Source organism: Chromobacterium phragmitis (assembly GCF_003325475.1).
GTDB lineage: Bacteria > Pseudomonadota > Gammaproteobacteria > Burkholderiales > Chromobacteriaceae > Chromobacterium > Chromobacterium phragmitis.
This window is the reverse complement of the sequence record NZ_CP029495.1, coordinates 4,311,602-4,337,855: the sequence shown is the minus strand read 5'-3', so window position 1 is coordinate 4,337,855 and position 26,254 is coordinate 4,311,602. Positions and strand designations below refer to the sequence as shown.

Genomic DNA, 26,254 nt, shown 5'->3' with positions numbered 1-26,254 from the left:
TGACACAACGAAAGGTCCATCATGCAGAACATCCGTGGGGATGGCAAGCGGGGCGGCTTTCCGGAAGCTTGATTCAAATCATTCTCGTTCGCGCCGGGCCGCCGGATACTGCGGGCACACCCACCTTTGTCGGAGCTTGGCCATGGCCGATTCCCATCCCTTTTTCTCCGCCCCGCACCGCGTGGCGTTTTTGCCGGGCATGCTGCTGGCCATCCTGCTGTTGGCGGGCTGGAGCGCGGAAATGGCGGCCCGCGTGTTCGGCCTGGCTTTGCCGCTGGCGCTGCCTGCCATGCTGGCCCACGGCTTCCTGATGCTGTTCGGCTTTTTTCCCTTGTTCATGACTGGTTTCCTGTTCACCGCGGGCCCGCGCTGGCTGAACGTGCCGCCGCCGGCGCGCGGCGCGTATCTGCTGGCGCCGGCGCTGCTGGTTGCCGGCCTGGCGCTATGGATGATCGGCGCGGTTGTCGGCGGCGCGTGGTTGCTGGCCGGCCATCTGGTTTACGGCCTGGGCTTTCTTGGCGTGCTTGTGATTTTCGGCCGGCTGTTGCTGATGAGCGCCGCGCCGGACCGCCGCCATGCCTGGGCCGTGCTGGTCGCTTTCTCCATCGGCGCGCTGGGCTGGGCTGCGGCGGCTTACTGGCTGATCAGCGGCGATGTCCGCGGTTGGCTATGGATGCGCGATCTGGCCTTGTGGGGCTTCCTGCTGCCTGTTTTTCTGACGGTTTGCCATCGCATGCTGCCGTTTTTCTCCGCCAACGCGCTGGCGCCGTATCAGGCGTGGCGGCCAGGGTGGCTGCTGGCGGCGATGCTGGGCGGCTCGCTGGCGCACGGCGTGTTTTCCATCGCGGGCTGGCCGTCGTGGTGGCTGGATCTGTGCCTGGCCGTGCTGTTCGGCTATGTCAGTTGGCGTTGGCGGCTGATGGCTGCGTTGAAGGTCAAGCTGCTGGCCATGCTGCATCTGTCTTTCGCCTGGCTGATGCTTGGCTTCGCTCTCTATGCCTGGCAGGGATGGTTCGGCGGCTTGGCGTGGGCGCCGCTGCATGCCGTCACCGTCGGTTTTTTCCTGACGATGATGATCGGTTTCGTATCGCGCGTGTCGCTGGGACATTCCGGGCGGCCGCTGGAGGCGGGCAGGGCGTTGTGGTGGCTGTATCTGGCCGCGCAATGGCTGGCGCTGGCGCGGGTGGCGGCGGATGCGTTGCCGGCTGAATGGCGGGACGGCATGTACGGGCTCGCCGCGCTGGGCTGGCTGCTGACGCTGGCGTTTTGGGGCGGGCGTTTCTTGCCCGTGTACTGGCGGGCGCGAGCCGACGGCAAACCTGGTTGATCCGAATTTCAAACCTGGAGCGATTGATGAAACCCATCGAATTCCTGACTGGCCAGCATCGCGATTGCGATGCCCGTTTCTCCGATGTCGAGCAGGCGGTGCGCGGAGGCGGCTGGGCGGCCGCCGACGAGGCTTTCGCCGTGTTTCGGGCGGATATGGAAGCCCATTTCCGGCTGGAGGAGGAGAGGCTGTTTCCCTCCTTCGAGCAGGCCAGCGGCATGCGCGCAGGCCCTACCGCGGTGATGCGCGCGGAACACGCGCAAATGCGGCAATTGCTGGACGGCATGGGCGCGGCGCTGGCTGCGCGCGACGGCGACGGCTGCCTGGCCGAGGCCGATACCCTGCTGATCCTGGCGCAGCAGCACAATATGAAAGAGGAGAATATCCTGTACCCGATGTGCGCGCGCTGCCTGCCCGACCTGTCTGCATTGCTGGAGGAGGCCGGCCATGCCGCTTGACCTTCGCCAACTGCCGCCGCCGGAGCCGATGGACATCATTCTGCGCCAGGCGGAGTCGCTGTCGCCTGGGAAGTGCGCCAGTTTCGTGTTGCCGCATTTCCCAACGCCGTTATTGCCCTTGCTGGACCGGATGGCTGGTATCGCATATCGCTTCGAACTCTCCGGAGACGGCGGGGTGCTGTTGTTTCTGGAGCGGGCGTGATGCAGGGGTGGCCATCTTACGACCGCGCGCCGCCGCTATGGCTGCCCTTGCCGTTTTTGCTGGCGTCGCCAGTCTGGCTGTCCGCGGCGGGTTTGAGCCTGGCCTGGCTCAGCCCCGGGCCGGTTTCCCGTTTCGACCCGGCCGCGTTGGCGGTCGCGCATCTATTGGCTCTGGGGGTGCTGGCCAATGCGATGTGCGGCGCTGCCCTGCAGGTGCTGGCGGTAGTCGCCGGCGCCGCGTTCCCCCGTCCGCGTCTGTTGCTGCATGTGTTGTTCTGGCCGCTGCAGCTTGGCTGCGGCTTGCTGGCGGCGGCCTTCCTGAATGGTTTTTCGCCATGGCTGTTGCTGCCGGCCGCCGCGCTGCTGGGATGGGCTCTGCTTGCGTTTTCCGCCGCAGCGCTGGCAGGCGCATGGCGCAGCCCGGCGCGAGACGCCACAACCCGCGGCATGATCGCGGCGCTGACGGCCTTGCCGCTGACGGCTGGGCTGGGCATCGCGCTGGCGGGCACGCTCGGCGCGGGCTGGCCTCTGCCATGGAAAGTCTTGCTGGACTGGCATGCCCTGTGGGGGCTGGGAGGCTGGCTGCTGGGGCTGATCATGGCGGTGGCGGCCACTGTGGTGCCGATGTTCCAGATCACCCCAGCCTATTCCGCGTCCTGGATGCGCTGGAACGCAGGCTTGTGGCCAGCCGCGTTGCTGACGTCGGGGCTGGGATGGCAGTTGGACGCGGGTTGGCCGGCTTTCGTGCCGGCCGCGGCGATGGTTGCCGTTTTCGTGGCGGAGACGCTTTGCCTGCAGCATCTTAGCCGCCGTCCGCGCGACTGGGGCCGCCGCTTCTGGCAAGGGGCGATGGCGGCCTTGGCATTGGCCCTGATCGCGGGCTGGCGCGCGGCGCAAGGGCCAGCCGACGACGGATGGGCGGCGCTGGGCGGCTGGTTGTGGCTGTTCGGGCTGGGGGCGGGCGCGGTGCTGGGCATGTGGTGCAAGATTTTGCCGTTTCTGCTGTGGCTGGACTTGCAGCGTCAAGCTCCCGCCGGCGCCAGGCCGCCGGCCACCCTGGCCTTGCTGCCGGAGTCCGCTCAGCGCCGAGGTTGGTTCGGCTACGCGGCTTGCCTGATCCTGGGATGCGCCGCGGCGTTAGGCGGCGCGCCTGCCGTCTTGGCCGGCGCGGCCGTCTGCGGGCTGGCGGCGATGCTGTTGCGCGATGCGGCCAGGGCATTGCGCCGGCATCGGAGTTGCCTGCTCGGCTGGCGAGAGCCTCAGGCTGGCGGGGCCATGCCGTAGTCCGCCAGCGCGGCGGGGTTGGATAGGGAAATGCTTTTGCCATCCACCTCTACCAGCCCGGCCTTATTCAATTGCTGCAGCACGCGGGAGAAGGTTTCCGGCGTCAGATTCAGACGAGAGGCGATCAAATTCTTATTGGCCTCCAGCGTCAGCACGGTTTTTTCTCCGTCCGGCGCGCCGTCCAGTTGCTGCAGGAAATAGCCTATCACCCGCTGCAGCGCGGTCTCCACCGAGTAGCGCTCCACGTCCCGTATCATGCCGTGCAGGCGCAGGGAAATGCCAGCGAGCATGTTGCGCGCGAAGCCTGGGTCTTCGGCCAGCGCCTGGAAGATGCCGGCCGCGCCGATGTGCAGCAGCATGCTGTCCTCCAACAATTGGGCCAGCACCGGACAGGGCTTGCCCAGAAACATCACGGCCTCGGCGAAGCTCTGGCCCGGATGGATGATTTCCACCACCTTCTCCACGCCCTGCGGCGAAGGAATAGCCAGCTTCACCTTGCCGTATACCACCACGTACATGCCGTCGCAGTCGTCTCCGCGTTGGAACAGCAACTGCCCTTTGTCCGCCTGCAGCGCGCGGACGTGGGGCTCCAGGCTAGCCAATTGCTGGGGGGAAAGCTGCTGAAACAGAGGTTGGTGGCGCAGATGCTGGATGATGTCGATCCGGGACATGATTTTGCCTTGAATAGAGTTGCCACTCAGGATGCTACCGCATTTTGAAATTCATTAGCAAAGAATGATATTTGTGATAAGCCGCTGGTGGCGCGGAGGCCGGGCGCATTGAATCGGCCTGTGGTCGATTGAACGCCTGAGGACAGCGCCTTTGATGCGTCTGCATGGATGCCGAAGCACTAACTCTAACCGTATTGGCGATGGAACATGCCGATTGGTTGAGCCGGCAATGTGGGAAGCCGGTGGGAGTGAGACTGCTGGGTTGTCGTTTTTTTGTTGAGTTGAAGACATGCTTGCGAAGCATTTATTGTTTAAATCACATAATAAATTGAAATTTATCTCCTTTGTTATGACTTTGTATTATTTTTTAAGTTGAAATGCATGGGGATGCGTATTTACACGTAGCTCTGAAATGTAACTGTATTGTTAATATTCTCGGCGAAATTTTAAACATATGTAAAATATTAACTCTAAAATTCGCCGCGATGAACTTTGTCACTAAGGCCGCCCGAATGGGCGGCTTGCTCTTTCCCGCTTGCGTTTGGGCCGCCGCCGTGCCGGACGCCATTCTGCAGCAAAGCGATCAACTCCTGCGTCATCAGCAGCACCAGTTGGAACAACGCCGCCAAGAATTGCAGCAACGTCCGGATGTATTCGTTCCGCCGCAGGCTACCGAGCGGCCGCCCGCTTCATCCGCTCGCGATGATCAGAACTGCTTTCCCGTACTGTGCGTACGCATAGAAAATTACCCAGTTTTCAGGAGCTAGTGCGCGTTCAAAACTACCCAGGGTGTTCAATCCCCCTGCTGAATTTTTCAGCAGGAGAATGGAGTGATCACCATGAAAGAACTGGGCATTGTTCGCAGGTTGTTCTACCGAGATGGCCTATCGCTATCTGAAATTGAGCGGCGAACTGGGCTGACCCGCAAAACGATCCGTCACTGGCTCAAGGCGGCGGAAGGCACGGCGCCGAAGTACCAGCGGAAACCCGCTGAAACCAAGATCGCACCGTATGCGGTGCAGCTCACCAAAATGCTGGAGACGGACTTACACCGTCCCAAGCGCGAGCGCCGCAGCGCGCTCAAGCTCTTTGCCGAGCTCAAGGCAGCAGGGTTCTCCGGCGACTACAGCCGAGTGATGGCCTTCATCCGACAGTGGCGGGCTGGTGGTGGCACGAGCCAAACCAAGGCGTACGTGCCACTGCGCTTTGAGCTGGGTGAGGCTTTCCAATTCGACTGGAGCGAGGAGCGTCTGGTGATCGGCGGCATCTGGCGCAAGATCATGGCGGCGCACCTCAAGCTATGCGCCAGCCGCGCCTTCGTTGTGCAGGCCTATCCCACCCAAAGCCACGAGATGCTGTTTGATGCCCACACCCGCGCATTCACGGCACTCGGCGGCATTCCGCGCCGCGGCATCTACGACAACATGAAGACTGCCGTCGACAAGGTCAAACGTGGCAAGGCACGAGCGGTCAACACCCGCTTCGCCGCGATGGCATCGCACTACCTGTTCGATCCGGACTTCTGCAACGTCGCTTCCGGCTGGGAGAAAGGCGTCGTCGAGAAAAATGTGCAGGACAGTCGCCCGCGCATCTGGCAAGAGGCCGCCAAGCAACGGTTCAGTAGCTTTGCAGAACTGAACGTCTGGTTGCTTAGTCGTTGCCGCACGCTATGGCAGGAGCTGCGCCATGGTGAGTTCGATGGCCTCACCATCGCCGAGATGCTGGAACATGAGCAGCCACAGCTGATGCCGATGGTCACGCCATTCGACGGCTACGTGGAGACGCTGGGCAAGGTCAACAGCATCTGCCTGGTGCACTACGACCGCAATCGTTACTCAGCACCCTGTGAGTTGGTCGGCCAGATGGTGAGCATTCATGTTTACCCTGAGCGGATCGACCTGGTGGCCAACGACGCTATCGTGGCCACCCACGCGCGCCGGTTCGGCAGCCACCACACGAGTTACGACTGGCAGCACTACCTCCCGCTGATCGAGCGTAAGCCCGGCGCTCTGCGTAACGGTGCGCCATTCGCCGACCTGCCAGATCCGTTACAGCGGCTGCGACGGCTATTACTCAAGCGCGAAGGCGGTGACCGCGTCATGGCCAAACTGCTGGCGGCGGTGCCACGCTCGGGGCTGGAGGTCGTGCTGGTTGCCGTCGAGCTGGTACTGGAGTCGGGTAACCCGAGCGTCGAGCACATCGAGAACGTACTAAACCGGCTCAAGCAGTCGCCGATGCCGGAGCAGGCGGAAACGCAGCTCGCCGTCCAGGAAGCGCCGCTGGCTGATCCAGAACGCTACGACAGCCTGCGCACGGGAGCCCGCCATGGATGAGATCGCGAGCAAGCTAAAGGCATTGCGGCTTTACGGCATGGCCGGCGCCTGGGATGAGATCGTCACGCAAGATGCCCAAAGCGCTATCGAGTCATCGCGCTGGCTGATTGAACACCTGCTGGCCGCAGAGGAAACCGACCGCGCCATGCGGTCAATCAGCGCCGCCAGGTTTCCTGCGCATCGCGACCTGGCGGGGTTCGACTTCAGTCAGACTAAGACCCGCTAACAAAACCTATATTTTGCGCAGTGGCGCACATGGAAGATCAGCGACTTACAAGCGACCGCCTGAGGTTTTGTTAGCCACTCTAAGGTGGATCAGCATTTGATCGCCGAGCTGGCAGACCTGTCGTTCAGCGAGAGTGCACATAACGTCGTGTTCATTGGTGGCACGGGTACCGGCAAAACACACCTTGCCACCGCATTGGGCGTGTCTGGCATTACGCGCCACGGCAAACGGGTACGCTTCTTCTCCACCGTGGATCTAGTCAACTTGCTGGAGCAGGAGAAAGCGGCGGGTAAGGCGGGCAAGCTGGCGTTCGCGTTGATGCGGGTTGACCTGGTGATTCTGGACGAGCTGGGTTACTTGCCATTCAGCCAGGCAGGTGGGGCCTTGCTGTTCCACCTGCTGTCGAAGCTGTACGAGCACACCAGTGTGATGATTACCACCAACCTGACCTTCGGCGAATGGGCCAGCGTGTTTGGCGATGCCAAGCTGACGACAGCCTTGCTCGACCGATTGACGCACCACTGCCATATCGTCGAGACGGGTAACGAGTCCTATCGGTTCCGTCATAGCAGCGATACGGCGAAATCGAGAATCAAGGCCAGGGAGAAAACGCGGCTAGGAGGGGCTGACGAAGCAGAGCCATTCTAGGTACTGATCTACCGGGGGTGAGGGTCACAGCACCAAGCCCTCGGTATTGGTGACATCGAACTGAATCAGGCTACTGGAATGTATTAGACTTATCCACAGCCACCCCTAGACGGAAGTGGCTTTCCTCCCTGGGTAAAATTCAACGCGCAGAGTTGGGTAATATCGGACGCGCAGCGGACAACAGGTCGGCAGGAGACATTCCGGACTACGGCTGAGCACCCATTTTGGGTCAAGGATCAAGGATGGCTGAAGGCGTCGCTGTTGCAAGCAGGGGTAATATTGGTTGACCATACTGGCCAGCCGCTGATGGTGGTGAGCCAAGCAGAAGAAGGCGAGCTCGATACTGTCTTCAACATTCAGGTAGCTGAGTTCCAGACTTACCATGTGGGTGAGTTTGGGGTTTGGGTGCATAATGCGAAGTGTTGTCCTGAGCTTAATGGTTCCCCAAGTCCTGTAAAAGAATTAGAAGTTGGTTCCTATAAAGATTTGAAGTCGCGCTCAGTGGTGGGTGATGGGTTGGAGCATGATCATATTCCTTCATTTTCTGCACTTAAAACAGCTAGGGAAAAGGAGTTAGGTCGGCCGCTGAGTAGGTCTGAGTTAAGAGAGCTTTACAATAATGCAACTGCTGTTGAAGTTCCTAAAGATGTCCACAAGGAGGGGCGTACTTATGGTGGGAAAAATACTCCAGAACAGGTTGGTGGAGATGCCCGAAATCTTTGTAATGCTGTGAGTTGTGATACCATGGCATTAAGAAGCAATTTGCTAAAAAGAGGTTATGATCCAATTAAAGTAGATGAGACAATTAGGGCTATTGTTAAGAGAAATAAAGAGATGGGGGTGGTGAAATGATTGTAAATGGTGACTGGTCTGCTTATGCAGCAGCTCTTGGCTCTCGAGAAGGAAGTTCAAATATTCTTCCTTTGATTGAAATGATTGGTGAAAATTTTGTTTTAGATGAGTTTGATGAGTTTGGAGTAAAAAATGTCTTTTACAGATTCCTAGAGTCTGGAATTGAATTTGTTTTTGATACTGATGTTCTGAATGCTGTTATATTTTATGTGAAATCAGATGGTGAGTATTCAGCTTGTTTATGTTTGTCAAAATTGTTTGATGGCCTGATTGATGAAGTGGGAATAAGCGATGTGATGAAATATTTTGAAGGCACCTCTTTTTGCAAAGGAACGCATGGCAAATGGATCAAATTTGATATGGGTGAGCTATTTATCCATTTTGAGTTTGATGAGGGGCATGCCCTTTCCAAGGTTACATTATTCTCTTCTTAGACCCGCTAACAAAACCTGTCGACAAATCGCAGACATATCAATGAGACAGCCAGCTTGAGCAAGGCGTAATGCGTATCCAGCCGCCGCTCGAAGCGGATGCGCAATTTCCCGAAGCCAGCTAGCCAAGAATGGGTGCGTTCCACCACCCAACGGTGGCGGCCCAATCTCTCGCTGCTTTCCACCCCACGACGAGCAATTCGCACCAAAATTCCGCGTCGGCGAAGGTGTTCACGGCAACGGCGGTAGTCGTAGCCTTTATCTGCGTGCAACTTGTAGGGCTTTTGTCTGGGCCGCCCAGGCAAACCAGGAACGGCAGGAATCGCATCGACCAAAGTTTTGAAGACCATGGAGTCGTGTCGATTGGCGCCGGTAATGCTCAGCGCCAATGGCAAACCTCGGCGATCTACGATGATGTGCCGTTTGCTGCCGCATTTACCTCGATCGGTGGGGTTGGGGCCGGTCTCTTGGCCCCCCGGGGGCTGGCAACGCTAGCCCCATCAATGCTGGCCCGGCTCCAATCAATTTGATCGTGTTGGCGCAGTTGTATCAGCAGAGCCAGGTGTAGGCGGTCCCAAATGCCTTGCGCTTGCCAATCCCGCAGCCTTCGCCAGCAGGTCATCCCGCTGCCAAAACCGAGTTCCTGCGGGAGGTCCTCCCAAGGAATGCCGGTAGTGAGAACAAACAAGATGCCGTTGAGGGCAGCAAAATCATCCAGCCGCGGCCTCCCACCCCGGCGGGAACGCGGCGGCGGGGAGAGTAGCGGCTGCAATGACTTCCAAAGCTTCTGGCTGATGACTTTTCGTTGCATCTTCGCCAGGTGAGGGCATACGCATCTGGCATCAAGAGGTTTTGTTAGCGGCTCTAAATATATCTGAGGCTGTTTATGGAAAATATTGAACTGATACGGAAAATGTCTTCTGCCGATGCGGCTGATTGGGTGCTTGAAAAGTACGGATTAAATAAGCTAAATTATTATGAGGCATTTGAACTTATTAAGAAAAAATCTTGGAAGAGAGTGGATCAGATAAGATTGGCTCGATTCTATTTGGCAAAAATGCCTTTTGCTAGTGCATTACCCTACGAGGTTTTTGCGAGCTTTATGGCCTTGGAGCCTTTTTTAATGATAATTCGAGAATGTAAACCATTGAGGTCGGAAGATATAAATTTAATGCTTTATCATTTAATTCCAGTATTAAGGAAAATGGTTAAAACGCAGAATGATAGTGAAATGGTGGCAAAATTTTTAGCTGATTTTAGTCAGGAGTCATAGCTTGGGCTAAGCTTTCGAAGCCCAACGTTTGCCGCGAAAAATACGATGATTTCTATGAGTGGAATCTGTTCGTTCTCGGTAAGCGTTGGGCTTCATTCTATTCAGCCCAACCTACGGACCTAAAGGGAGGTCAACTTTGTGGGAAAAGCCTGGTGGGATTGATGAGGCTAATAAAGATTTTGATCATTTACAACCAAGTAATGTGCGAGTCCTCCCAAATGGGATGAGGGTAGGTACATTGGGGGATGGTAGAACTGTGATTGTTCGAGAGAAGAGCTCTGACGGGCGACCTACGCTAGAGATTCAGCAAGGAAAAAGCAAAGAAAAGGTGAGGTATGGCCATGATTAAATGCTCGAGATTGATTGATGGGGTTTTTTCGTTGGATATGCTCGTTGATAGAGGGGGAGTTTTGCAGCTTCATCTTTGTAGGCGGGAGGAGCGAGTTTTAATCTCTTTCAACTCTTATCTAAGTTATAGAAAAAGTGATGAGGGAGATGTTTTGAAAACTTTAGAAGAGATTGATTCTGTAAGTAAGTTGGGTGGGATGCTGTATGAGGTTGAAAATTCAGATTATCTTCAATGGTTTTTAGATCAGTCATATGGGATTAGAAGTGATGCGAAGCAGTATCTGGTTTTAACATCCAATGATGTAGTTGAGGTAATCTGTTTGGAAAATCCAGATGTAGAGTTTGTGATGTGTGCAAGATAAGTTGAAATTGCCTAGCCCTCCTATTAATGGTGGTTCTTCGTTCAGCTTTCCAATTTTAGTGGAAGGTAAGTGAGAATTAAATGATTTATCTTCATGGTAAATGTAGTAATTTTCTTGATAAGTTTTTTGTTTTTTTTATAATTTGCATGTTTTTTTTAATTGTTTTTTCCATGCTGACCAAGCATGAATCAGGTGAGCATTTGGTTATGATGGTGTCGGATGCTAGTATTTTGGATGGTTGCGGTGCAGATGTTGTGTATAGATATAATAATGATAAGATAATGATCGGATCGTATCGTGTGTTGCGGAAAGTGTCGATGAAGAGTTGGTCTGAAAAAGTTGCACGCGCTTGCATTCGGAAATTTATAAATAATGGTTGGGTAGGAGTTAATAATGTTTATTGTAAAAAAGGGGTTGTAATGGAGATAAATCAGTTCGGTGAGAGTTTTAAGGGGGAAGAGGTCGTGGTGATTGATATGGAGTATGGTTTTTCTCAGTCTAGATTGTGTGACAAGATAGGTGAAAAAAATCAACAGCAAAAATGGTGAGGAAAATCAGGGCCATAGGTTGGGCTAAGAGCCGCTAACAAAACCTATATTTTGCGCAGTGGCGCACATGGAAGATCAGCGACTTACAAGCGACCGCCTGAGGTTTTGTTAGCCACTCTACGCTTGCGAAGCCCAACGTTTGCCGCGAAAAACACGATGATTTCTATGAGTGGAATCTGTTTGTTCTCGGTAACCGTTGGGTTTCATTTCATCCTGCCCAGCCTATGGGCTGCAGGCTTCTACAATATGAGGCGGCCTTCGATGCAGGTCACGGCATTGCCGCCGATCCACACCTGGTCGCCCACTTGCTCCACCTCGATGCGCCCGGCGCGTCCCATGCTCAAACCCTGGCTGACGCGATAGCGCGCGGGCGCCAGCCCTGCGCCCAGCAACCACTGGGCAATGCCCGCATTCAGGCTGCCGGTAGCCGGATCTTCCGGCATCCCGTCGCCAGAGATGAAGGCTCGCACCTCGAACTGCGCGTCGACATCGTCTTGTTGCGGGTCGCACGGCGCGATCACGCCTACGGCCAATCCTCTCAACGCCGGATAGTCGGGTTGCAGGTCCAGCACTTGCTGGCGCTTGGCCAGCATCACCACCAGCCAACCCGCGCCGTTGTCGACCCATTGGGCGGCGGCGATCTCTCCAGGCGCCAGGCGCAATCCCAGGCGCACCTGTTCCACCAGCTCGGTCGCCACCGGCCCGGAACGCAGCAAGGGCGGGGCCAGGAATGCCAATTGCTTTCCCTGGCGGCGGATCTTCACCAGCCCCACCTCGCACTCTTGGATGATTTCCTCGCCTTGGGGCCGGCCGCCGGATTCCAGCCAGGCGTGGCAGCTGCCCAAGGTGGGGTGCCCGGCGAACGGCAGCTCGCCCAGGGTGGTGAAAATCCGCAGGCGATAGTCGGCTCGCGGGTCTGTGGGCGGGAGGATGAAGGTTGTCTCACTGAGGTTGGTCCAGTTGGCGAAGGCCGCCATTTGCCGATCATCCAGCCCGTCGGCATCAAATACCACGGCTACTGGATTGCCTTTGAGGGGCGTGGAGCTGAAGACATCGACCTGCTTGAAGTTCAGGAAACCCATGGAATGCTCTGCTGCTGATCTGATGGAGCGACTAGTCTACGCGCAATGCCGCCCTCGCGTGAGAAGCTGTTCACAATCTGCTTGATTGCGATGGAGCCAAGCGACAAGGCGTGGAACGCCGCATCGCAGTGAGATCAGGCGCATTCGATTCTTCTGAATAAGGTGGGGCAGGAACTATTTTGTAACTGAATTGCCTGACAAGGTTTGTTTTTGTTAACGGCTTGTTGGTGATGATGCGGTTCAGGCAATGGTTTGGCGTTTTCTTGCTCCCCGCGCGCGGGCTGGCCGCCTTGTGGCGGCGGTTTCGGCGGTGGGGATTCGGCAGGCGGCCATGGCGCAACGCCATGGCTTTGTTGGCGATGATGGCCTTAGCGGCCTGGGGGGCGCACCGCTGGCTGGCGGAGCCGCCGCCGCCGGCGGTATTGACCGCCAAGGTGGAGAAGGGCGAGCTGGAGGATCTGGTACTGGCCAGCGGGGTGGTCCAGGCGTTGCGGCAGGTGGATGTGGGCGCTCAGGCGAATGGCCAGCTCAAGTCTCTGAAGGTAGAGGCCGGCGACAAGGTGAAGCAGGGGCAACTGCTGGCGGAAATCGATCCGGAAGACAGCCTGAACGATTTGCGCGCCGCCGAGGCCTCGCTGGACGCGCGCTTCGCCCAGCGCGAGGCCAAGCAGGCCTCGCTGCGGCAAGCCGAGCAGGAGCTGGCGCGGCAGCGCCGCATGCGCGCCGAAGGCTCCACTTCGGACAAGGACTGGCTGGCGGCGGATACCGCCTATCGGACACTGAAAGCCGGGCTGGCGGAGCTGCAGGCGCAGATCCGCCAGGACCAGTCGCAACTGGACAGCCGGCGCACCAAGCTGGGCTACACCCGCATCCTGGCGCCGATGGACGGCGAGGTGCTGGAAATCGTCACCCAGCAGGGCCAGACGGTGATCGCCACCCAGACGGTGCCGGTGATCCTCAAACTGGCCGACCTGAGCAAGGTGACGGTGCGCGCCTACGTGGCCGAGGCGGACGTGATCCGGGTGAAGGCCGGCCTGCCGGTGTATTTCACCGTGCTGGGCGCGCCGGACCAGCGCTATTGGGGCAAGCTGCGCGCCATCTTGCCGATGCCGGAAAAGATCAATAACGCCATGTTCTACAAGGCGCTGTTCGACGTGCCCAATCCCGACGGCAAGCTGCGGGTGGACATGACCACCCAGGTGAGCATCGTCCTCGCCCGCGTGGACGGGGCGCTGAGCGTTCCGCTGTCCGCGCTGGGCGCGGCCGGCAAGGATGGCCGCTACGCGGTGAAGGTGAAGGGCAAGGACGGCAGGCTGGAAGAGCGGCAGGTTCGCATCGGCATGAAGACGTCCACCCGCGCCCAGGTGCTGGACGGCCTGAAGGCGGGCGAGCAGGTGGTGACCGGCGAGCAGCCCGACAAGCCCGAGGAGGGCGGCGCGGTGATGGTGAGCGCATGAGCGGAGCCGGATTGGAGCTGGATGGCGTCTGGCGGCGCTTTCCGTCCGGCGAGGACGAGGTGGCGGTGCTGAAGGACGTGACGCTGCGCATCGCGCCCGGTGAAATGGTGGCCATTGTCGGCGCGTCCGGTTCCGGGAAGTCCACGCTGATGAACATCCTGGGCTGCCTGGATCAACCGTCCGAGGGCCGTTACCGCGTAGGCGGGCGCGACGCCGGCAGCCTGGACGGCGACCAGCTGGCCGAACTCAGGCGCGATCACTTCGGCTTTATCTTCCAGCGCTACCATCTGCTGCCGCATCTTTCGGCCCTGGACAACGTCGCCATGCCCGCCGTCTACGCCGGCATGGCGCTGCAAGAGCGGCGCGAGCGGGCGCGCGCGCTGCTGGCGCGGTTGGGGCTGGCCGGCAAGGAGCGCCATAAGCCCGGCCAGCTGTCCGGCGGCCAGCAGCAGCGGGTGTCCATCGCCCGCGCGCTGATGAACGGCGGCCGCATCATCCTGGCCGACGAGCCCACCGGCGCGTTGGACAGCCACAGCGGCGAGGAAGTGATGCGCATCCTGAAAGAGCTGAACGCCGCCGGCCACACCGTGATCATCGTCACCCATGACCCGGCCATCGCCGCCCGCACCGACCGGGTGATCGAAATCCGCGACGGCGAGATTTTGCGCGACAGCGGCGCGGCCGGGTCCGCGGATGGGGCGGCCGCCGAGCCGCCGCCCGCGGCTGCCGGCCCTTCCTGGCGCGAGCGGCTGGCCGAGGCGTTCAAGATGGCGATGCTGGCCATGCTGTCCAACCGGCTGCGCACCGCGCTGACCATGCTGGGCATCGTCATCGGCATCACCTCGGTGGTGTCCATCATCGCCATCGGCGAGGGCGCCCGCGACTACGTGCTCAACGACATCCGCTCGATGGGCACCCAGACCATCACCGTGTTCCGCGGCAAGGATTGGGGCGACGACAAGGCCGAAGGCATCCGCACCTTCCTGCCGGGCGATATCGCCGCGCTGGCGGCAGAGGGCTACGTGGACAGCGTGACGCCGGAAACCTCGCAGCCGCAGCGCATACGTTATCGCAATGTCGACCTCAATGGCTCGGTCAGCGGCGTGGGGCGGGATTTCTTCCGCGTGCAAGGCATGAACATGGCGGAGGGGCAGGCCTTCAGCCGCGACGACATCCGACTGCAGCGCCAGGTGGTGCTGCTGGACAAGAATGCCCGCCGCAAGCTGTTCGGCGACGGCGAGGCGGTGGGCAAGATCATCCTGGTGGGCACGGTGCCGGCGACGGTGGTAGGCGTGGTGGCGCAGCGCGACCGCGGCTTCGGCGGCAATTCGCTGCAGCTGTGGATGCCGTACTCCACCGCGGCCAGCCGCTTGTTCGGCCAGCAGCATTTCGACCGCTTCGTGATCCGGGTGAGGGACGGCCAGCCCACCAAGCTGGCGGAGAAGGCCATCACCGCGTTGCTGACCCAGCGCCACGGGAGCAAGGATTTCTTCACCCACAATATGGAAGACGTGCTGAAAACGGTGGAGAGCACCAGCCGCGCGCTGGCGCTGCTGCTGACGCTGATCGCGGTGATTTCGCTGGTGGTGGGCGGCATCGGCGTGATGAACATCATGCTGGTCTCGGTGACCGAACGCACCCGCGAGATCGGCATCCGCATGGCGGTGGGCGCGCGCCAGGGCGACGTGCTTCAGCAGTTCCTCACCGAGGCGGTGCTGGTCTGCCTGGTGGGCGGCGCCATCGGCGTGGCGCTGTCTTACGGCATCAGCTTCGTGTTCGCGCTGTTCGTCAGTTCGTGGAGGATGTCGCTGTCGCTGACGGCGATCGTGCTGGCGGTGGCGTGTTCGTCGCTGATCGGCGTGCTGTTCGGCTTTTTGCCCGCGCGCAGCGCCGCCAGGCTGAACCCGATCGACGCCTTGGCGCGGGAGTAGACAATGAATTCAAGCAAGACATGGCCGTGGCTGGCGCTGGCCGCGCTGCTGGCGGGCTGCCAGGCCACGCCGTATCAGCGCCAGCCGCTGGCGGAGCCGGCGCAGTGGTCGTTGCCGGGCGAGATCGGCCAGAACATGGCGCGCGAGGCGTGGTGGAGCGGTTTTGGCGACCCCGCGCTGCTGCGGGTGCTGGAGCAGGCGAGACGCCGCAATCCGGATCTGGAGATCGCGCTGCTGAAATTGCGCAAGGCGCAACTGGAGGCCGGGCTGGCCGATAGCGATGCGCGGCCGACGCTGAGCGGCGCGCTGTCGGGCAACCGCTCGCGCCCGCTGGACGGCGGCGGCGGGTCCCGCACCCATAGCGAGAGCCTGAAGGTGGATTACGAGGTGGACTTGTGGGGCAGGCTGGACGCCGCGCGGCGCGCTTCGGGCGAGGCCTTCGTCGCCAGCCGCTACGACGCCGTCAGCGCGGACCTGCTCTCCGACAGCGCCGCCGCCGAGCTGTATTGGGACATCGCCGCCGGCAAAGCCAAGATCGCCTTGGCCGAGGCGGCGCTGGCCGACGCCGGCCGCGCGCAGGCGCTGGCCCGCTCCAAGTGGAAGGCGGGCGCGCTGGCGGAGCAGGACGTTACGCAGGCGGACAGCGCGGCGCTGGAGCAGCGCGCCAATCTGTTGAGCCTGCGCGAGCAGCTGCGCAAAAAGGAAAACGCCTTGGCGCTGTTGCTGGACGGGCCGCCGGGCTCGCCGCTGCCGGATATTCCGCCGCTGGCCGCGCGGTTCGCGGCGCCGGGCGTCGCGGCGGGGCTGCCCGGCGAGCTGCTGCGCAGGCGGCCGGATCTGATGGCGGCAGAGGCCAGGCTGCGGGGCAAGCTGGCGGATGTGGACCAGAAGCGGGCCGATTTCTTCCCGCGCTTCAGCCTGGGCGGCGATGTGAGCCGCGGCAGCGCCGCGCCCGGCGCGCAGCTGGGCCTGGGCGCCACGCTGTCCTTGCCCTTCCTGAACTGGCGGCAGCTGAATCTGAAGCTGAAATCCGGCGAGGCAGACTACCAGCTGGCCGAGGCGGAATTCCGCAAGACGCTATACGCCGCCTACCGCGAGGTGGAGGAAGGGCTGGCCGCGCGGCGCAGGCTGGAAGACAGCGCCGCGCTGCAGCGCGAGGCCCAGGGCTTGGCCGCGCGCAACGAGGCGCTGGCGGAAAGCCGCTACCGCGCCGGCGAGGCGGACATGCAGTCTTGGCTGGACGCCGCGCGCGGCAAGCGCCAGGCGGACGAAAAAATGCTGGAGTCCAATCTCGAGCGCCTGAAGAACCTGGCCCTGCTGTACAAGGCTTTGGGCGGCGGGGCGGGGGCCGGCTGAATCAGTCCCGGCGGGGCACCGCGATCACGCGCGGCGCGTGGCCGGTATGGGCCAGCAGCCGCGCCAGCCCCTCCACCGGCACGCTCAGCGTGGCGGTGTTGACCAGCGGGTGGCAGAGAATCGCCTCCCGCGCCCATAGCGCCGCGTCCACCACCACCTCCACCTGGTGATCGCGGTCGTTGACCGCGGCCAGCAGCGTCACCGATCCGGGCGCCAGCCCCAGATATTTTTTCAGCCGCTCGGGCGAGGCGAAGCGCAGGCCCTTGGCTTCCAGCGCCTCGCCCAGCGCCTTGATGTCCACGCCGGCGTCGGCCGGCGCCGCCACCAGGAAATGGCGGCGGCCCTTGGCGTCGCACAGAAACAGGTTCTTGCACTCCGCGCCGGGCAGGTCCGGAATCAGCCGCGCGGCTTCCTCGCAGGTGTAGACCGGCGGGTGCTCGAAGCGTTGGTAGGGAATCCGCTGCTCGTCCAGCAGGCGGTACAGGGCGTGTTCCATGCGGGTGTCTCCGGCGTTTTCGTTCCTTTCGAAACTATCACGGCCGGCGCCGGCGCGTCACCCCGCCAGTTTTCCGATCATGCTCTCCAGCGCCGCCAGCGCGGCGTCCGCCTGGCCGTCCATCTGCGCGCGCACGATGGCGCCGTCCACCGCCAGGGACAGCATGTCCGCCATCTCGGCCTTGCCGGCGCCCTCCGGCAGCCGCTCGGCGATGGCTTGCCGCATCTCGGCCTTGTGCCGCCGCGCGGCGTCCGCCACCGCCGGTTCCGGCATTTCCCCTACCCCGTTGATGAAGGCGCAGCCGCGGAAATCGTCCGCGCCAAACCATTCCCGCATGGCGTCCGCCAGCGCGGCCGGGCCGTCGCGGCGCGCCAGCGCGGCGCGGAACCAGTTCATCCAGAGTCGGTGGCGTTGCTCCAGATAGGCCTGGATCAAGTCGTTCTTGCTGGGGAAGTGGCGGTAGAAGGTGACCTTGGTGACGCCGGATTCGGCGATCAGCTTGTCTATGCCGGTGGCGCGCAGCCCTTCCCGATAAAACAGCCGGTGCGCGGTGGCGAGGATGCGGTCGCGGGCGGGCAGCGCGGCAATGTCGTCTGGAGCGGTCTTTTTCATAAAGCGGATTGTAGACAGACTTGTCTACTTGGTCTAGACTGATTTGCGCGTAGACAGATCTGTCTACTTAAACTGAAAAGGAAATCGATATGGAAACCCGCCCGCCGCTGCCGCCGTTCACCCGCGAAACCGCGATCGAGAAAATCCGCTTGGCCGAAGACGGCTGGAACAGCCGCGATCCGGCGCGCGTGGCGCTGGCCTACAGCCAGGACACCCGCTGGCGCAACCGCGTGGATTTTCCGCGCGGCCGGGCCGAAGCCCAGGCCATGCTGGAACGTAAGTGGAAGCGCGAGCTGGAATACCGCCTGATCAAGGAGCTGTGGGCTTTCGACGGCAACCGCATCGCGGTGCGCTTCGCCTACGAATGGCATGACGACGGCGGCCAGTGGTACCGCAGCTACGGCAATGAAAACTGGGAGTTCGGCGCGGACGGCCTGATGGTTCACCGCCACGCCAGCATCAACGACATGCCGATCGCGGAGTCCGAGCGCAAGTTCTTCTGGGCGCTGGGCCGCCGTCCGGACGGCCACCCGGGCTTGGGCGAACTGGGCCTGTGAAGCGATGCGCGAGCGGCCGCCTTCGGGCGGCTTTTTTTATGGGTCGGGAATGGACAGGACGGGGCAGGACTGATTAGCATCAATGCCATTGACATTGGGCGGCGCGATGCCTCCCTCATCCGGAGCCATGAACATGTTTGAAACCATCAGGCGGCGTTTCCAGGCGCTGCGGCCGCAGGCGGACTTTTGTTCCTTGCGTTATGTGGAGGAGGACAGCGAGCAGCTGCGCGTCCGCCAGGGGCGGCAGCAGCCGCTGGCGCGCCGCCGCGACCGCGGCGCGATGATCACCGTGCTGGACGGAGGCGGCTACGGCTATGCCGCCACCGCCGATCTGAGCGAGGCTGGGCTGCGCGCGGCCTTCGAGCGCGCGCGCGGCTGGGCGCGCGCCACCGCCGGGCGCGGGGTGTTCGATTTCCGGGGCGTGAAGCCGCCGAGCCCGCGCGGCGTCTGGCAGGGCGAGGCCAGCGAGCCGTCATGGCCGCGAGCGGCCTTGCTGGACCTGCTGCTGAGCGAGTCGGCGGCGGCCAAGGGCGACGATGCGCGGGTGGTGGACTGGTCGGCCGGGCTATGGCGGCAGGATGTGCGCCAATTGCACCTGACCTCCGACGGCGGCGAGGTGGAGCAGCGGATGCAGGCGCTGACGCCTTCGCTGGTGGTGACGGCGTTCGATCAGGGGCGAGTGCAGACGCGCAGCCTGGGCGGCCAGTATGGCGGCCTGGGACGCCAAGGCGGCCTGGAATTGATCGCGGAGTCCGGCTTGCGCGGCGCGGGCCGCCGGGTGGCGGACGAGGCGATGCAGCTTTTGTACGCGCCCAACTGCCCGAGCGGCAAGATGGATTTGCTGCTGATGCCGGAGCAGATGATGCTGCAAATCCACGAGAGCATAGGCCATCCGCTGGAGCTGGACCGCATCCTGGGCGACGAGCGCAATATGGCCGGCACCAGCTTCGTCACGCCGGACATGTTCGGCAGTTACCGCTACGGCTCGGACCTGCTCAACGTCACCTTCGATCCCTCGCTGGCCAAGGAACTGGCGAGCTATGGCTGGGACGACGATGGCCAGCGGGCGGAGAAGGCGTGGCTGATCCGGAACGGCATCCTGGAACGGCCGCTGGGCGGCGCGGTATCGGCCATGCGGGCCAGGCTGAACGGCCATGCGCTGGATAGCGTGGCCAATAGCCGCGCCAGCAACTGGAACCGCGCGCCGATAGACCGGATGGCCAATCTGAACGTGGAGCCGGGCGACAAGACGTTCGGGCAACTGGTGGCCGGCGTGGAGCGCGGCGTGCTGATGCAGACCAATGTCAGCTGGTCTATCGATGATTCCCGCAACAAATTCCAGTTCGGCTGCGAATGGGGGCAATTGATAGAAAACGGCGAATTGAAGGGCGTGGTGCGCAATCCCAACTACCGCGGCATTTCCGCCAGCTTCTGGCGTTCGCTGAAGGCGGTGGGCGACGCAAGCACCTTCTGTGTGATGGGGACGCCGTATTGCGGCAAGGGCGAGCCATCCCAGGTGATACGGGTAGGCCATGCTTCGCCGGCCTGCGTGTTCGGCGAAGTGGACGTATTCGGAGGAGCGGCATGATGCGCGCGCATTTGAAGACACTGGCGGCGGCGCTGGACGGCTGGCTGCGGGAGGGAGAAGGCTACACCCTGTGGCTGCAGGCCGAACGCACCGATTTCATCCGCTTCAACCACGGCAAGGTGAGGCAGGCGGGACGGGTGGAGCAGGCGTATCTGGACCTGCGACTGATCAAGGGCGCGCGCCAGGCCACGCAGCAGTTGTCGCTGAGCGGCGGGGAGGATGACCTGGCCTTGCTGGAGGGCGCGCTGCCGGAGTTGCGCGCGGCGCTGGAACAGGTGGAGGACGATCCCTTCCTGTTGCTGAACGAGCGGCCGCAGAGCGGCGAGCGCGTCCAGCCTCATCGGTTGCCGCCGGCGGAATCCATGGTGGCGGACATTCTGGAGGCGGCCGATGGCCACGATCTGGTGGGCATCCTGGCCTGCGGCGACATGAGCTTCGGCTTTGCCAATCATCTGGGCCAGTTCAACTGGCAGCAGGGCGAGAGCTGGAATTTCGATTGGAGCCTGTATTCCCACGGCGACAAGGCGGTCAAGCGCAATATGGCCGGGACGGCCTGGGACGCGGCGTCGCTGCGGCGCGGCGTCGCCGAGGCCGCCGAGCAGCTGGCGCTGTTGAAGCTGCCGCTGAAAACGCTGGCGCCGGGAGCGTACCGCGCCTACTTCACCCCCGCCGCGCTGGGAAGCCTGTTGGGCATGCTGAACTGGGGCGGAGTGTCGGAAAAGGAAGTGCGCAGCAAGCGCAGTCCTCTGCTGAAGCTGGTGGAGGGGGAGGCCAGGCTGTCGCCGCTGGTGAGCCTGGAGGAGGCTGGCGGGGAAGGCTTGTCGCCCTTGTTCCAGCGCGAGGGCTTCATCCGGCCGGAGCGGGTGGAGCTGATCGCGCGCGGCGAACACCGCGGCAGCCTGATCGGTCCGCGCAGCGCGCGCGAATTCGGCCTGGAGCCGAACGCCGGCGGAGACGAGGACGCGGAGTCGATGCGATTGGCGGCGGGCGATCTGCCTCGCGACGAAGCTTTGAAAGCGCTCGGCACCGGCGTCTACTTGTCCAATCTGTGGTATCTGAACTTCTCGGACCGCTCCGCCTGCCGCATCACCGGCATGACGCGCTTCGCCTGCTTCTGGGTGGAGGAGGGCAAGATCGTCGCGCCGCTGGGAGTGATGCGCTTCGACGACAGCCTGTTCAGCTTGCTGGGCGAGCAACTGGAGGCGCTGACCGCCGAGCGCGAATGGCTGGCGGACCCGCTCAGCTATGAGTCGCGAGCCACGGCCAGCAAACTGCTGCCCGGCGCGCTGGTCAAGGCCATGCGTTTTAGCTTGTAGCCGCTGATTGCGCTTGGCGGCGTTTCTCTGGAGGCCCGCCAAGCGAACGCATGCGGTTTTTGCATGCTTGATGCGTTCGTAATCGCAAGCCTGAAAACGGCATGACCCATGAGCGGCGTGGAGAAAATGATTTTTCCGCAGCCGCGGCAAGGTGTTTCGCATGCTTTCCATTCATTGCGCGTGGTGTAGAATGTTCGCATGCTAGAACCATGCGCATGGCAGCGGCACGGGCGGATGCCTCGCCGGCTGCGACATGCTAAAGTGGGTTTCTGAATTTCTTTCCAGCCTTCGCCGCGACGGCGAATGTTGTACCCGGCGGCGCGGCGCATCTAGCGCGCGCCGCGCTACCGATTCAAGGAATGCGTTGTGACCGATATCGCCCAACTCGAACCCAAAGCCGTCTGGGAACACTTCCAAACCCTGTGCGACATTCCGCGCCCGTCCAAGCACGAAGAGCAGGTGCGCGACTACATGAAAGGCTGGGCGGAACTGCGCGGCCTGGAAACCATCGTGGACCAGGTCGGCAACCTGATCATCCGCAAGCCGGCCACCCCAGGTTACGAGGACCGCGCCGGCGTGGTGCTGCAAGGCCACCTGGACATGGTGTGCCAGGCCAATAGCGGCACCGAGCACGACTTCTTCAAGGACCCGATCCGCCCGGTACTGAAGGATGGCTGGCTGATCGCCGAAAACACCACGCTGGGCGCCGACAACGGCATCGGCGTGGCGCTGGGCATGGCGGTGCTGTCTGGCGACGATGTCGCCCACGGCCCGGTGGAAGTGCTGCTGACGCTGGATGAAGAGGCCGGCATGGGCGGCGCGCTGGGTCTGGAAGCCGGCCTGCTGCAGGGCCAGTACCTGATCAATATCGATACCGAAGAGTGGGGCGAGTTCTACATGGGCTGCGCCGGCGGCGTGGATGTCAACGTCACCCGCGACTACGCCGTGGAGGCGGTGCCGGCCGGCTTCCAGACTGCCAGCCTGACCATCAAAGGCTTGAAGGGCGGCCACTCCGGCGCCGACATCCATCTGGGCCGCGGCAACGCCAACAAGCTGCTGATCCGCCTGATCCGCGAGCTGGAAGCGGAAACCGAGCTGCGTCTGGCTAGCCTGAAGGGCGGCACCGCGCGCAACGCGCTGTCGCGCGAAGCCTTCGCCGTGGTGGCTTACCCTGCGGCCGACGCCGCCAAAGTGGCCGCCAAGCTGGACGCTTTCCAGGCGCTGATGCGCTTCGAGCTGGCCGGCGTGGACGAGGGCGTGTCGGTGCTGTCCGAATCCGCCGCGGCCGCCGGCGTGCTGGCCAAGGCGGATCAGTCCGCCATCCTGTCCGCGCTGCACGCGGCGCCGCACGGCGTGAAGCGCATGAGCCAGCGCGTGGAAGGCGTGGTGGAAACCTCCAACAATCTGGGCGTGGTGACTATCGTCGACGGCAAGGTGTTCGCCAACCTGATGGTGCGCTCCCTGCTGGACTCCGGCACCTGGATGCTGGCGCGCGAGGTGGAAAGCCTGTTCGCGCTGGCGGCGTTCAAGGTGGAGATGGAAGGCGGCTACCCGGGCTGGGCGCCGAATCCGCAGTCCAAGCTGCTGGCGCTGTTCAAGGATGTATACCGCCAGGAATTCGGCGGCGAAGCCGAGGTGCAAGTGATCCACGCCGGCCTGGAGTGCGGCATTTTGGGCTCCAAGTACCCGAATCTGGACATGGTGTCCTTCGGCCCGAACATCCGCGGCGCGCACGCGCCGGGCGAGCGGGTGGAGGTGGAGTCGGTGGGCAAGGCCTGGCAGCTGCTGCAGGCGGCGCTGAAGGCGATCCCGGTGCGCTGAGCGGGAATGTCTAGGCAGCGAAGAACGGTCTGGCTTTGCCAGGCCGTTTTTTTATAGGCGCGCGCTTTTGATCATGGCATGCTGCGGGTTTGCCAAATCGCTGGAGAAACCCATGACGATAGAACAATTGAATGTCCACCTGCGCATCCAGTACCTGTGCAAGGCCGCGCTGGCGCTGTCCATCGGCGTGTTTGGCCTGCTGGTGGCGAGCGGCAACCTCATCGATTACGACTCCAACTGGCAATTCGTCCGCCACGTGCTGGCGATGGACGCGCTGGAGCCGTGGTTCGATGGCGCGGCCTTGCAGAGCCGCGCGGTGAGCGACCCGTTCTGGCAGCGGCTGGGCTACGCCGCCATCATCGCCGGCGAAACCGCCTGCGGCCTGCTGTGCGCGGCCGGCGGCCTGCTCATGCTCAAGGCCGCTTCCGGCCGCGGCGGCCTGGCCTGGGGCAAGAGCCTGTTCACGCTCGGCGCGCTGGCGGCCATTCTGGTCTGGTATTTCGGCTTTGCGGTGGTGGGCGGAGAATATTTCGCGATGTGGGCCAGCAAGTGGAACGGCCAGATGAAGGCCTACGCCTTCATCGGCTTCATCCTGCTGAGCCTGGTCTATATCCGCCAGGCCGAGCAGCGGGACTAGCGCGGCGCGTCCTGGCCGGAGAAATGCCGGCCGAAGCCTATGATCACCAGCGCGCTGGTGAAGATGATCTGCAGATCCGCCAGCAGGCGCACCGGCCAGTAGGTGGGGTACATGTCGCCGTATCCCACCGTGGCCGCGGTGGCGATGGACAGGTGGAAGCAGTCCAGGAACAGCAGGGCGGCGTGGCGGTAAAAATCGGCCAGCGGCAAGCCGCCCGCGTCGTAGAGCGCCGTCATGCCGTGGAACGGATTGCCCTGGGTCAGCAACAGCGCGAACAGGTAGTAGACCACGGCGAACTGCAGCACCAGGCCGATGTAGAGGCCGATCAGGTCGCCCAGCTGGTGCTGGCGCGGCCGGCGCAGGATGTGGCGCACGGTGAGTCCGATGGGCAGGAAGAACACCGCCCAGGCCAGCCACTCCTCGCCCTGGCGCGGCAGCAGCCGGTGAAGGTCCAAGCCGTGCCACAGCCAGGTGAACAGCGCGGCGCTGCCTAGCGACAGCGCCGTGCCCGCGTGCAGTTGCAGCCGGGTTTCCAGGCTGGGCAGCGGCAGCGAGGCCTGCATGTTCAGCCGGCCAGCCGCTCGCGCACGCTCTTCTCGATGCCGGCGGCGTCCAGGCCGCACAGCGACAGCAGCAAGGCCGGGTCGCCGTGTTCGACGTAATCGTCAGGCAGGCCCAGGTGCAGCGTCGGCACGGCGATGCCCATCGCCTGCAGCGCCTCGCCGCAGCCGGAGCCGGCGCCGCCCATCACCACGTTCTCTTCCACGGTGACGATCAGCTCATGGCTTTCGGCCAATTGGCGGATCAGTTCCGCGTCCAGCGGTTTGACGAAGCGCATGTCGGCGACGGTGGCGTCCAGCGGCTCCCCGGCGGCGAGGGCGGGGTGCAGCATGCTGCCGAAGGCCAGGATGGCGATCTTCTTGCCCTGGCGGCGGACCACGCCCTTGCCGATGGGCAGGGCTTCCATCTGCTGCCGGATTTCCGCGCCGGGGCCGGTGCCGCGCGGGTAGCGGACGGCGCTCGGCGTATCCAGCTGGAAAGCGGTGTACAGCAGCTGGCGGCACTCGTTTTCGTCCGACGGGGCGATCACCGTCATGTTGGGAATGCAGCGCAGGTAGCTGAGATCGAAGGCGCCGGCGTGGGTGGGGCCGTCGGCGCCGACCAGGCCGGCGCGGTCCAGCGCGAACATCACCGGCAGGTTCTGCAGCGCCACGTCGTGGATCAGCTGGTCGTAGCCGCGCTGCAGGAAGGTGGAGTAGATCGCCACCACCGGCTTCAGGCCGTCGCAGGCCATGCCGCCGGCGAAGGTGACCGCGTGCTGTTCGGCGATGGCCACGTCGTAGTAGCGGTCCGGGTGCTCCTTCTCGAAGCGCACCATGCCCGAGCCTTCGCGCATGGCCGGCGTGATGCCGACCAGGCGCTTGTCCAGCTTGGCCATGTCGCACAGCCAATCGCCGAACACCTGGGTGTACTGCGGCTTGCCGGCGCCGCCCTTGCCGCTGGCGAGGCCGTTGGCCGGATCGAACTTGGTGACGCCGTGGTATTTGACCGGATCGTTCTCGGCCAGCTTGTAGCCTTGGCCCTTTTTGGTGACGATGTGCAGGAACTGCGGGCCCTTCAGGCTGCGGATGTTCTTCAGCGTGTCCACCAGCACGTCCACGTCGTGGCCGTCGATCGGGCCGATGTAGTTGAAGCCGAATTCCTCGAACAAGGTGCCTGGCGTGAAGAAGCCCTTGACGTGCTCCTCCACCTTGCTGGCGATCTCCTTCAGCGGCGGGGCGATGCCCAGCACCTTGCTGGAGCCTTCGCGCATCGCGGCGTAGAAGCGCCCGGACATCAGCTTGGCCAGGTAGTTGTTCAGCGCGCCGACGTTGGGCGAGATCGACATGTCGTTGTCGTTGAGGACCACCAGCAGGTCGGTGTCCATCGCGCCGGCGTTGTTCAGTGCCTCGAAGGCCTGGCCGGCGGTCATCGCGCCGTCGCCGATGATGGCCACGCTCTTGCGGTCTATGCCCAGCGTCTTGGCCGCCACCGCCATGCCCAGCGCCGCGCCGATGGAGGTGGAGGAGTGGCCGACGCCGAAGGTGTCGTATTCCGACTCTTCGCGCTTGGGGAAGCCCGCCAAGCCGCCGTGCTGGCGCATGCTGCCCATTTGCTCGCGGCGGCCGGTCAATATCTTGTGAGGGTAGGTCTGGTGGCCCACGTCCCACACCAGGCGGTCATGCGGGGTGTCGAACACGTAGTGCAGGGCGATGGTGAGCTCGATGCTGCCCAGGTTGGACGCGAAGTGGCCGCCGGTCTTGCTGACCGTCTCCACCAGGAACTCGCGCAGTTCGCGCGCCAGCTGCGGCAGCTGGGCGCGGGTCAGCTGCCGCAGGTCGGCAGGGCTGTTTATGGTTTCAAGCAGAGGATACATTGTTGTGAGTCTGCAGTCAGAGG

The 26,254-nt window shown here is 62.4% G+C and carries 25 protein-coding genes and 1 pseudogene; 19 read left to right on the top strand and 7 right to left on the bottom strand.

The annotated features are described in order from the left end of the window. Nucleotides 1–142: 142 nt before the first annotated feature. Genes DK842_RS20485 through DK842_RS20470 form a run of 4 tightly spaced genes read left to right on the top strand, consistent with a single transcriptional unit; the run spans nt 143 to nt 3,270 of the window. Complete coding sequence (locus DK842_RS20485) at nt 143–1,327, top strand: NnrS family protein (protein WP_114063123.1); 1,185 nt, start codon at nt 143–145, stop codon at nt 1,325–1,327. A gap of 26 nt (nt 1,328–1,353) precedes the next feature. Then, a complete protein-coding gene (locus DK842_RS20480) occupies nt 1,354–1,785 on the top strand; it encodes a hemerythrin domain-containing protein (protein WP_114063122.1) in 432 nt (143 codons plus the stop codon). Continuing rightward, complete coding sequence (locus DK842_RS20475) at nt 1,775–1,987, top strand: DUF2249 domain-containing protein (protein WP_114063121.1); 213 nt, start codon at nt 1,775–1,777, stop codon at nt 1,985–1,987. The genes DK842_RS20480 and DK842_RS20475 overlap by 11 nt, the downstream gene beginning before the upstream one ends. After that, nucleotides 1,987–3,270 (top strand): hypothetical protein, encoded by a 1,284-nt coding sequence (locus tag DK842_RS20470; protein WP_114063120.1) that lies wholly within the window; start codon nt 1,987–1,989, stop codon nt 3,268–3,270. The genes DK842_RS20475 and DK842_RS20470 overlap by 1 nt, the downstream gene beginning before the upstream one ends. Here DK842_RS20470 and DK842_RS20465 read toward each other — a convergent pair. Next, the gene (locus tag DK842_RS20465; RefSeq protein WP_114063119.1) at nt 3,246–3,941 is read right to left on the bottom strand and encodes a Crp/Fnr family transcriptional regulator; all 696 of its coding nucleotides are present in this window, start codon (nt 3,939–3,941) and stop codon (nt 3,246–3,248) included. The genes DK842_RS20470 and DK842_RS20465 overlap by 25 nt on opposite strands. Nucleotides 3,942–4,780: 839 nt before the next feature. Here DK842_RS20465 and istA point away from each other — a divergent pair. From istA to DK842_RS23175, 4 genes and pseudogenes are all read left to right on the top strand, one after another. After that, nucleotides 4,781–6,274 (top strand): IS21 family transposase, encoded by a 1,494-nt coding sequence (istA, locus tag DK842_RS20460; protein ID WP_114063594.1) that lies wholly within the window; start codon nt 4,781–4,783, stop codon nt 6,272–6,274. Next, nucleotides 6,267–7,148 (top strand): annotated as a pseudogene (gene istB / locus DK842_RS20455) (IS21-like element helper ATPase IstB). Before istA ends, istB begins: the two are co-directional and overlap by 8 nt. A gap of 159 nt (nt 7,149–7,307) precedes the next feature. After that, nucleotides 7,308–8,000, top strand: a complete 693-nt coding sequence (locus tag DK842_RS20450) for a polymorphic toxin-type HINT domain-containing protein (protein ID WP_114063118.1) — start codon at nt 7,308–7,310, stop codon at nt 7,998–8,000. After that, nucleotides 7,997–8,434 carry a hypothetical protein gene (locus DK842_RS23175; RefSeq protein ID WP_145964106.1) on the top strand — a complete coding sequence of 146 codons (438 nt, stop codon included), beginning with the start codon at nt 7,997–7,999 and terminating at the stop codon, nt 8,432–8,434. The genes DK842_RS20450 and DK842_RS23175 overlap by 4 nt, the downstream gene beginning before the upstream one ends. A gap of 5 nt (nt 8,435–8,439) precedes the next feature. On the opposite strand, the gene DK842_RS20445 is transcribed toward DK842_RS23175, so the two are convergent. After that, nucleotides 8,440–9,242 (bottom strand): IS5 family transposase gene (locus DK842_RS20445; RefSeq protein ID WP_114063117.1). Its coding sequence is split into 2 segments (ribosomal slippage): nt 8,440–8,915 and nt 8,915–9,242, totalling 804 coding nucleotides; the frame shifts between segments, so codons are not numbered across the junction. Nucleotides 9,243–9,317: 75 nt separating this feature from the next. Here DK842_RS20445 and DK842_RS23170 point away from each other — a divergent pair. The 3 genes from DK842_RS23170 to DK842_RS23160 all read left to right on the top strand — a co-directional run bounded on the left by DK842_RS23170 (nt 9,318) and on the right by DK842_RS23160 (nt 10,962). After that, nucleotides 9,318–9,704 (top strand): hypothetical protein, encoded by a 387-nt coding sequence (locus DK842_RS23170; RefSeq protein ID WP_145964105.1) that lies wholly within the window; start codon nt 9,318–9,320, stop codon nt 9,702–9,704. A gap of 335 nt (nt 9,705–10,039) precedes the next feature. Beyond that, the gene (locus tag DK842_RS23165) at nt 10,040–10,414 is read left to right on the top strand and encodes a hypothetical protein (RefSeq protein WP_145964104.1); all 375 of its coding nucleotides are present in this window, start codon (nt 10,040–10,042) and stop codon (nt 10,412–10,414) included. An 80-nt stretch (nt 10,415–10,494) separates the two neighbouring features. Continuing rightward, a complete protein-coding gene (locus DK842_RS23160; protein WP_145964103.1) occupies nt 10,495–10,962 on the top strand; it encodes a hypothetical protein in 468 nt (155 codons plus the stop codon). Between the two features lie 239 nt (nt 10,963–11,201). On the opposite strand, the gene DK842_RS20440 is transcribed toward DK842_RS23160, so the two are convergent. After that, complete coding sequence (locus DK842_RS20440; RefSeq protein WP_114063116.1) at nt 11,202–12,044, bottom strand: PhzF family phenazine biosynthesis protein; 843 nt, start codon at nt 12,042–12,044, stop codon at nt 11,202–11,204. Between the two features lie 344 nt (nt 12,045–12,388). Between DK842_RS20440 and macA the strand changes: the two genes are divergently transcribed. From macA to DK842_RS20425, 3 genes are read left to right on the top strand one after another with little or no spacing between them, the layout of a single operon-like run. Further along, on the top strand, nt 12,389–13,501 hold the full coding sequence (gene macA / locus DK842_RS20435; RefSeq protein ID WP_236250759.1) for a macrolide transporter subunit MacA: 1,113 nt from the start codon (nt 12,389–12,391) through the stop codon (nt 13,499–13,501). Continuing rightward, entirely contained in the window at nt 13,498–15,432 is a 1,935-nt protein-coding gene (locus tag DK842_RS20430) for a MacB family efflux pump subunit (RefSeq protein WP_114063114.1), read from the top strand. Before macA ends, DK842_RS20430 begins: the two co-directional genes overlap by 4 nt. A gap of 3 nt (nt 15,433–15,435) precedes the next feature. Then, nucleotides 15,436–16,788 carry an efflux transporter outer membrane subunit gene (locus DK842_RS20425; protein ID WP_114063113.1) on the top strand — a complete coding sequence of 451 codons (1,353 nt, stop codon included), beginning with the start codon at nt 15,436–15,438 and terminating at the stop codon, nt 16,786–16,788. Between the two features lies 1 nt (nt 16,789). Here the strand turns inward: DK842_RS20425 and DK842_RS20420 are convergent, their stop codons facing one another. Beyond that, complete coding sequence (locus DK842_RS20420) at nt 16,790–17,284, bottom strand: prolyl-tRNA synthetase associated domain-containing protein (RefSeq protein WP_114063112.1); 495 nt, start codon at nt 17,282–17,284, stop codon at nt 16,790–16,792. A gap of 57 nt (nt 17,285–17,341) precedes the next feature. Next, entirely contained in the window at nt 17,342–17,896 is a 555-nt protein-coding gene (locus DK842_RS20415; RefSeq protein WP_114063111.1) for a TetR/AcrR family transcriptional regulator, read from the bottom strand. An 89-nt stretch (nt 17,897–17,985) separates the two neighbouring features. Between DK842_RS20415 and DK842_RS20410 the strand changes: the two genes are divergently transcribed. The 5 genes from DK842_RS20410 to DK842_RS20390 all read left to right on the top strand — a co-directional run bounded on the left by DK842_RS20410 (nt 17,986) and on the right by DK842_RS20390 (nt 23,815). Further along, nucleotides 17,986–18,453, top strand: coding sequence for a nuclear transport factor 2 family protein (locus tag DK842_RS20410; RefSeq protein ID WP_114063110.1), 468 nt, complete (start codon nt 17,986–17,988; stop codon nt 18,451–18,453). A gap of 133 nt (nt 18,454–18,586) precedes the next feature. Beyond that, complete coding sequence (locus DK842_RS20405) at nt 18,587–20,041, top strand: TldD/PmbA family protein (protein ID WP_114063836.1); 1,455 nt, start codon at nt 18,587–18,589, stop codon at nt 20,039–20,041. Next, nucleotides 20,038–21,357, top strand: a complete 1,320-nt coding sequence (locus tag DK842_RS20400; protein WP_114063109.1) for a TldD/PmbA family protein — start codon at nt 20,038–20,040, stop codon at nt 21,355–21,357. The genes DK842_RS20405 and DK842_RS20400 overlap by 4 nt, the downstream gene beginning before the upstream one ends. A 366-nt stretch (nt 21,358–21,723) precedes the next feature. Beyond that, the gene (locus tag DK842_RS20395) at nt 21,724–23,178 is read left to right on the top strand and encodes an aminoacyl-histidine dipeptidase (RefSeq protein WP_114063108.1); all 1,455 of its coding nucleotides are present in this window, start codon (nt 21,724–21,726) and stop codon (nt 23,176–23,178) included. A 112-nt stretch (nt 23,179–23,290) separates the two neighbouring features. Further along, nucleotides 23,291–23,815 carry a DUF2165 family protein gene (locus tag DK842_RS20390; RefSeq protein ID WP_232538542.1) on the top strand — a complete coding sequence of 175 codons (525 nt, stop codon included), beginning with the start codon at nt 23,291–23,293 and terminating at the stop codon, nt 23,813–23,815. Here DK842_RS20390 and DK842_RS20385 read toward each other — a convergent pair. After that, the gene (locus tag DK842_RS20385) at nt 23,812–24,378 is read right to left on the bottom strand and encodes an ion channel (protein WP_114063107.1); all 567 of its coding nucleotides are present in this window, start codon (nt 24,376–24,378) and stop codon (nt 23,812–23,814) included. The genes DK842_RS20390 and DK842_RS20385 overlap by 4 nt on opposite strands. A 2-nt stretch (nt 24,379–24,380) precedes the next feature. Further along, a complete protein-coding gene (gene dxs, locus DK842_RS20380; RefSeq protein WP_114063106.1) occupies nt 24,381–26,231 on the bottom strand; it encodes a 1-deoxy-D-xylulose-5-phosphate synthase in 1,851 nt (616 codons plus the stop codon). Between the last annotated feature and the right edge of the window lie 23 nt (nt 26,232–26,254).

Coding starts and splice junctions, on each gene's coding strand:
- DK842_RS20385 (WP_114063107.1), bottom strand. CDS start 24,378: ATGCAGGCCTCGCTGCCGCTGCCCAGCCTGGAAACCCGGCTGCAACTG.
- DK842_RS20420 (WP_114063112.1), bottom strand. CDS start 17,284: ATGGAACACGCCCTGTACCGCCTGCTGGACGAGCAGCGGATTCCCTAC.
- DK842_RS23175 (WP_145964106.1), top strand. CDS start 7,997: ATGATTGTAAATGGTGACTGGTCTGCTTATGCAGCAGCTCTTGGCTCT.
- DK842_RS20485 (WP_114063123.1), top strand. CDS start 143: ATGGCCGATTCCCATCCCTTTTTCTCCGCCCCGCACCGCGTGGCGTTT.
- DK842_RS20475 (WP_114063121.1), top strand. CDS start 1,775: ATGCCGCTTGACCTTCGCCAACTGCCGCCGCCGGAGCCGATGGACATC.
- DK842_RS20430 (WP_114063114.1), top strand. CDS start 13,498: ATGAGCGGAGCCGGATTGGAGCTGGATGGCGTCTGGCGGCGCTTTCCG.
- DK842_RS20440 (WP_114063116.1), bottom strand. CDS start 12,044: ATGGGTTTCCTGAACTTCAAGCAGGTCGATGTCTTCAGCTCCACGCCC.
- dxs (WP_114063106.1), bottom strand. CDS start 26,231: ATGTATCCTCTGCTTGAAACCATAAACAGCCCTGCCGACCTGCGGCAG.
- DK842_RS20465 (WP_114063119.1), bottom strand. CDS start 3,941: ATGTCCCGGATCGACATCATCCAGCATCTGCGCCACCAACCTCTGTTT.
- DK842_RS20425 (WP_114063113.1), top strand. CDS start 15,436: ATGAATTCAAGCAAGACATGGCCGTGGCTGGCGCTGGCCGCGCTGCTG.
- DK842_RS20470 (WP_114063120.1), top strand. CDS start 1,987: ATGCAGGGGTGGCCATCTTACGACCGCGCGCCGCCGCTATGGCTGCCC.
- DK842_RS23165 (WP_145964104.1), top strand. CDS start 10,040: ATGGCCATGATTAAATGCTCGAGATTGATTGATGGGGTTTTTTCGTTG.
- istA (WP_114063594.1), top strand. CDS start 4,781: ATGAAAGAACTGGGCATTGTTCGCAGGTTGTTCTACCGAGATGGCCTA.
- DK842_RS23170 (WP_145964105.1), top strand. CDS start 9,318: ATGGAAAATATTGAACTGATACGGAAAATGTCTTCTGCCGATGCGGCT.
- DK842_RS20405 (WP_114063836.1), top strand. CDS start 18,587: ATGTTTGAAACCATCAGGCGGCGTTTCCAGGCGCTGCGGCCGCAGGCG.
- DK842_RS20390 (WP_232538542.1), top strand. CDS start 23,291: ATGACGATAGAACAATTGAATGTCCACCTGCGCATCCAGTACCTGTGC.
- DK842_RS20400 (WP_114063109.1), top strand. CDS start 20,038: ATGATGCGCGCGCATTTGAAGACACTGGCGGCGGCGCTGGACGGCTGG.
- DK842_RS20480 (WP_114063122.1), top strand. CDS start 1,354: ATGAAACCCATCGAATTCCTGACTGGCCAGCATCGCGATTGCGATGCC.
- DK842_RS20410 (WP_114063110.1), top strand. CDS start 17,986: ATGGAAACCCGCCCGCCGCTGCCGCCGTTCACCCGCGAAACCGCGATC.
- macA (WP_236250759.1), top strand. CDS start 12,389: ATGGCTTTGTTGGCGATGATGGCCTTAGCGGCCTGGGGGGCGCACCGC.
- DK842_RS20415 (WP_114063111.1), bottom strand. CDS start 17,896: ATGAAAAAGACCGCTCCAGACGACATTGCCGCGCTGCCCGCCCGCGAC.
- DK842_RS23160 (WP_145964103.1), top strand. CDS start 10,495: ATGATTTATCTTCATGGTAAATGTAGTAATTTTCTTGATAAGTTTTTT.